The 5,124-nt window shown below is 68.6% G+C and carries 5 protein-coding genes and 1 pseudogene; all 6 read right to left on the bottom strand.

Annotated features, from left to right (window positions below; translation table 11 throughout):
• Window positions 1-107: 107 nt before the first annotated feature.
• Window positions 108-1,226 (bottom strand): annotated as a pseudogene (locus A5759_RS02400) (AAA family ATPase); the annotation flags it as partial.
• Window positions 1,226-2,125, bottom strand: coding sequence for an NAD kinase (locus tag A5759_RS02395; protein WP_066843247.1), 900 nt, complete (start codon window positions 2,123-2,125; stop codon window positions 1,226-1,228). The gene A5759_RS02395 and the pseudogene A5759_RS02400, both read right to left, overlap by 1 nt.
• A gap of 20 nt (window positions 2,126-2,145) precedes the next feature.
• Entirely contained in the window at window positions 2,146-2,949 is an 804-nt protein-coding gene (locus A5759_RS02390) for a TlyA family RNA methyltransferase (protein WP_068193342.1), read from the bottom strand.
• Between the two features lie 5 nt (window positions 2,950-2,954).
• Entirely contained in the window at window positions 2,955-3,140 is a 186-nt protein-coding gene (locus tag A5759_RS02385; RefSeq protein ID WP_064396545.1) for a hypothetical protein, read from the bottom strand.
• An 8-nt stretch (window positions 3,141-3,148) separates the two neighbouring features.
• Complete coding sequence (locus A5759_RS02380; RefSeq protein ID WP_068193339.1) at window positions 3,149-4,171, bottom strand: HAD-IIA family hydrolase; 1,023 nt, start codon at window positions 4,169-4,171, stop codon at window positions 3,149-3,151.
• Window position 4,172: 1 nt separating this feature from the next.
• On the bottom strand, window positions 4,173-4,952 hold the full coding sequence (locus A5759_RS02375) for a tetratricopeptide repeat protein (RefSeq protein ID WP_197505930.1): 780 nt from the start codon (window positions 4,950-4,952) through the stop codon (window positions 4,173-4,175).
• Window positions 4,953-5,124 lie beyond the last annotated feature (172 nt).

The raw sequence follows: 5,124 nt of genomic DNA, 5'->3' as shown, positions 1-5,124 counted from the left end.
CCCCCCCCCCCCCCCCCCCCCCCCCCCCCCTTTTTTTTTTCACGCACACGACGGCATACGCGCTACTGATCGGTCTCGTGGGCTCGGAGATGTGTATAAGAGACAGGGTCGGCGGCTGCGGCGACGGTCTTCGCCTCGAGTTCGTCGACCCGATGTTGCAGACCGGCGAGCGCTTCCTCGGACACGTCGAGTTGATCGAGCCGTTCCCGGGACTCACGGGCCCACTCGAGCACGCCGTCGATGTCGGCGGCGTACTTGCGGGTGAGGGAACGGAGTTCGGCTTGCCGGGCGAGCTTGGTCTCCAGCGCGCTGGTGTCGGTCGGCAGCCCGGACAGATAGGTGCCGAGTTCGCCGCTGACATTGGTGATCACGGCGATGGCTTCGCTGAGCTGCTCGGCCAATGCGGTCAACGAGGTGTCTTCAGTGGCCTCCAGCGCCGATTTGGCCTGTGCGACACCATGGGCCGCGGACACGGCGTCGGGCGAGGGGTCGTCGGGTCCTGCGAGGGCAGCCCGGGCCATCTGGGCCGCGTCGCGTAATGCGTCCAGTTCGGAAAGCCGCCGGATGTCGTTCACGAGCGCGGCATCCTCACCCGGTTGCGGTGCGGCCGCATCGATTTCGTTGAGCCCGAACTTCAGCCGGTCGGCTTCGAGCGCCAGCTCCCGCGCTCGCTGTGTGCGGTCCAAGAGATCGCGCCGGGCCGACAGCCACTCCTCCCGCACGCGGCGGTACTTCTTCAGCTGCGTCTCGACATCGGCGAACCGGTCGAGCGCGCCGCGTTGTTCATCGGGGCGCATCAACCGCAGCTGGTCGTTCTGCCCGTGCAGCGTGAGCAGTTCGGCGGTGAAGCTGCTCAGCGATTTGGCCGGCACGCTGCGGCCGCCCAGATAGGCGCGCGACGGGCCGTCGCGGCTGACCGAGCGGGCCGCGATGACCGAGCCGTCATCGTCGCGTTCGGCGCCGGAGCTGTCGAGGATCGCATCCACCAGCGACGCCACGCCATCACCGAGTTCGGTTGTGGTGAAACGTCCTTCGACAACCGCGCGGTTGTCCCCGGAGCGCACCCTGGTGGCGTCGGCGCGTGCGCCGCCGAGCAGGTGCAGACCGGTGACCACCATCGTCTTGCCGGTACCGGTCTCGCCGGTCAGCACGGTGAAACCGCGATCGAATTCTGCGGTCGCGGCGCTGATCGCGCCCAGTGACTCGATACGGATCTCGGAAAGCACTACTGCCCGCGCCACCCCGTGACCGGCAAGCGAAACTTGCGCACCAGGCGGTCGGTGAACGGTGCGCTGTCGAGGCGTACCCACTTCACCGGGGTTCCGCACCGGGTGACCTCCACGCGTCCGCCGGCTGGAACCACCATCTCGCGGCGCCCATCGCAGAACACCAACGCGTCGTGGCTCCTTGCCTCGACCTCGATCGCGATCGCCGATTCAGGGCTGGTGACCATCGGCCGGGCGAACAATGCGTGAGCGTTGTTCGGTACCACCAGGATTGCCTCGAGGTCAGGCCACACGATCGGCCCGCCGGCGGAGAACGCCCACGCCGTCGACCCGGTCGGCGTCGCGACCAGCACACCGTCGCAGCCGAAGGACGACACGGGGCGGCCGTCGACCTCGAGGACGGCTCCGAGCACTCCGAGCCGGGGCCCCTTCTCGAGGCTGGCTTCGTTGAGCGCCCAGCCGCGGTCGACGATCTCGCCGTCCACGCGCACCACGACGTCGAGCGTCATCCGCTCCTCGACGCGGTAGTCACGCTTGACGACCCGGTCGAGCACCGTGTCGATGGAGTCGGCCTCCGCCTCGGCGAGAAAGCCGATACGACCGAGATTGACGCCGAGCACCGGGATTTCGACGTTGCGAGCGAGTTCGGCAGCGCGCAGGAAGGTCCCGTCGCCGCCGAGGACCAGGACGAGTTCGCAACCCTCGGCGGCGCGCTCGTCGGCGTCGACCACTTCGATCTCGACGCCGAGCGAGCGCATGTCGTCGGGCGAGACGGGAACGGGTCCGCGGTCGACGGCTTCGGCCGACAGAACTTTGAGACCAATTCCGTTGTCGCCGAGCACCTTCTGCACGCGCCGGGCGACCTCGGTGACTTCGTCGCGGCCGGTGTGTACCACCATGAGAATCGCGCGGTCGGTGTTCACTGCGGACCCTCCGCGACGGCGGTACGGACGGCGGTCTCGAGGTCGTGTCCTTCCAATCCCCCGCCGGCGCGCAGGTGTAGGAAGTACTCCACGTTGCCGGACGGCCCGGGAAGCGGGCTCGCTGTCACCGCGGCCGGATACCAGCGCAGTTCGGCGGTGCGTCGGGCCACCGACAGGACCGCCTCGGCGCGCAACGCCGGATCGGTGACCACGCCTCCGGCACCGACCCGGTCCTTTCCGGCCTCGAATTGCGGCTTCACCATCGGAACGATATCGGCGTCAGGTGACGCGCACGACGTCAGCGCCGGCAGAACTGTGGTCAGTGAGATGAACGACAGGTCGGCGACGATCAGGTCGACGGGGCCGCCGATCGCGTCGGCCGTCAGCTCACGCACATTGGTGCGCTCCATCACGGTCACCCGCGGATCGTTTCGCAGCGACCAGGCCAGCTGTCCATAGCCGACGTCGGCGGCGATCACCTGGCGGGCGCCCCGGTCGAGCAGCACTTCGGTGAAGCCGCCCGTCGACGCGCCGGCGTCCAGGCATCGCTTGCCGTCCACCGGGAGACCGAATGCGTCCAGTGCCCCGATCAGCTTGTGCGCACCCCGCGACACCCAAGTGCGCTCGTCGGCACCCTCGATGGTGAGGCTGGCCGTGACCGAGACGGCGGTCGCGGGTTTGGCGGCTGGCATCCCGTCGATGCTCACCCGACCCGCACCGATCAGCTCGGCCGCCTGCTGGCGGGACCGGGCCAACCCTCGTCGCACCAACTCGGCGTCCACTCGCGCGCGCCGTGCCACGGCGCTCAGCCCTTCTCGACCGACTCGAGCGCCTGCACGAGCACGTCGTGCGCCTCTTCCAGCCGGGCCGCGAGCAGCTCGACGTCGTCGTCGGTCAGGTCCGCGAAACCCGAGCCTTCTTGCGCGGGGTCCGGCAGGTCTGCCAGCAACTCCGCGATCCGGGCGCGGATCTGTTCGGGATCGGTACTCATATCGAGGTTCACGCTAGCTGATTCGACTCGGGAAGCAGGGACCAGCGTTGCAAGGCCTGTTGGGCGGTGTCGTCACCGGCGGCGATCGCGACCGACCGGCCGTCGAGGCTGGCGTTCCATACCGCATCGGCGGTGGCCCGCACCACTGACAGGGCGTCGCTGGGATCGTGGCCGGTGGAGTGCACCGTCACCGTCGGTGACGCGACGTCGACGCGCCAGGCGGGGTGGGCCTCGATGCGCAATGCGGCCGACGAAGTGCCGAGCGACCGCAGATCAGCACCCAGATAGGTCGGCCGCTCCGAGGCCTGTGCACGGACGAGGTCGACGGCCGTGCTGACGCCGGTGAGCACGAGCAGGCTGGGCAGTCCGGCGGCGTTGGCCCCGGCGATGTCGGTGTCGAGGCGATCGCCGATCACCAGCGGGGTCTGAAAGGTGCCTCGGGCCAGGGCATCGGTGAGCAGAGTCGGCTGCGGCTTGCCCGCCACCTGGGGCTCGCGGTCGGTCGCCGCGCGTAGCGCCGCCACCATGGATCCGTTGCCGGGCAACAATCCCCGTTCCGACGGCAAGGTCCGGTCGACATTGGCCGCCACCCACAGGGCGCCGGCCCGGACGGCCAAGGCCGCTTCGGCCAGGTCGGGCCAACCGGTCTGCGGTGAGTGCCCCTGCACGACGGCGACCGGTCCGTCCGACCACTGTCGGACGGGCTTCAGCCCGACGCGAATGACCTCGTTGGCAAGTGCTTCGGTTCCGACGACGAGAACGACTGCCCCAGAGGGCAGTTGGGCCGCCAACAGCCGTGCGGCGCTCTGTGCGCTGGTGACGATGTCCTCTGGTGCGGCGCGAAAACCCAGGGCGTGAAGATGTCGGGCGACGTCGGCGGGCTCACGCGAGGCGTTGTTGGTGACGTAGAGGGTGCGTGCGCTGATCGTGGCGAGCGTATCGACCGCTCCGACGGTGGCTTCGTGTCCGCGGAAAACGGTGCCGTCGAGGTCGAGCAGAAGGCAATCGTGCTCATGTGCCAGGGCATTCACCTCAGGAGAGCTCCGTGATGCGTTCTTCGGCGTCGGTGACACCCTCCAGGTCGGCGGCGGCGGCGTTGATGAACCACTGCAGCGCATCCTCGCTGCGGCCAAGGGCCAGAAGCGTTTCGGCGTATACGTAGAACAGGCGCGCCGCGGTCTGTCCCTTACGGATGGGATCCAGTTGCGGCGTCGACAGAAGCGCCAAGGCCTGCTCGTGCTGCCCGAGATCGGAGCGAGCCCCGGCCACAACGATTTTGAGCTCGTCGGCGTCGTCGCCGGTGAGCTGGGCGGCCTCCGGGCTGCGAGCCAACTCGATCGCGCGCTCCGGACGTCCGACACCGCGTTCGCAGTCAGCGATCAGTGCAAGAAGGGATGATTTGCTACCCATCCGCCTGGCGGCGCGCAGTTCGGCGAGCGCTTGCGCCCAGTCGCCGCAGTGGTAGGCAGCGATACCGACCGCTTCGCGCACCGCGGGGATGCGGGCGGCGCGGTTGCGAGCGGCGCGGGCGTGTTCGAGTGCGGTCTGTGGATCGTCGTCGATGAGCTGGCCGGCGGCCACCAGGTGACGAGCCACGAAGTCGGCGGTCGAGCGGTCGAGTGTCGTCAGCTCGCCGCGCACGTCAGGCGCGAGTTGCCTTGGCTCGATGCCCTCCGGTATCGGCGGACCTGGCGGCTGACGGGATTCGTCGGGCTTGGGCTGCGCCCTGCGGGCCCGGTTCGGACCGGAGCTGCGCGGCGCTGACTGCTGTGGGCGGCGCTTGGCGTCGCCGTCCCTTCTGTCCTGAGCCACGTATGCCTTTCTACCCGATGGAGGAGTCTCGCGATAATGCGTAATGAATTGTCGCGAAATAGAATTACCCCCCACGCAATCGTGGGGGGTAATCCTAATTTGTGTTCGGCGGTGTCCTACTTTTCCGCCCGGGTGGGGCAGTATCATTGGCGCTGGCAGGCTTAGCTTCCGG

The sequence above is a fragment of the Mycobacterium sp. 852014-52144_SCH5372336 genome (assembly GCF_001665615.1).
Classification (GTDB): domain Bacteria; phylum Actinomycetota; class Actinomycetes; order Mycobacteriales; family Mycobacteriaceae; genus Mycobacterium; species Mycobacterium neumannii_A.
This window is presented reverse-complemented; position numbering and strand designations above follow the sequence as displayed.